Source organism: Ralstonia sp. VS2407 (genome assembly GCF_052950655.1).
The window spans coordinates 1-437 of sequence record NZ_JBRFVG010000361.1; the positions used below are offsets into that span (position 1 = coordinate 1).

1 pseudogene is annotated in these 437 nt (G+C 69.6%); it reads right to left on the reverse strand.

The window, feature by feature from the left end:
• Nucleotides 1-187: 187 nt before the first annotated feature.
• Nucleotides 188-437: pseudogene (locus ACU8YE_RS25470) on the reverse strand (hypothetical protein); the annotation flags it as partial.

The window sequence follows — 437 nt, forward strand, 5'->3', positions numbered from 1 at the left end:
TCTTTGGACTGCCCCATCAATTGACCGGACGACGATCCCGAATCCAATCCGCTGATCTGCAAGCCCGGTGGCAGGGGGCTGGGGGTGAGAGACCAGACGCTTCAAGGTCGCGCTCGGGAGGGCGCCCCGCACCTCGGTCGGCACGTGCCAGTCTCTCGATCCTGTATCGACCGGCTCGGGACCAGCGCTATCGCGCGAAATGCGTCGTCGACATGCGGTCCGTGACCAGCTCGAACGGCACCCAGTCCGAATGCGGCACTGGCTCACGCCGGATCAGCGCGAGCGCGTCGTCGATCGCGCGCCGGCCCTGCAGGGCCGCGTCCTGGTAGATCGTCACCGCGAGGCGCTGGCGCTGCATCGCCGCGATACCCTCGGGCGTCGCGCCCACGCCGCCGATCAGAACGCGGCCGGCGGGAAGACCCGCGTGCTCCAGGGCC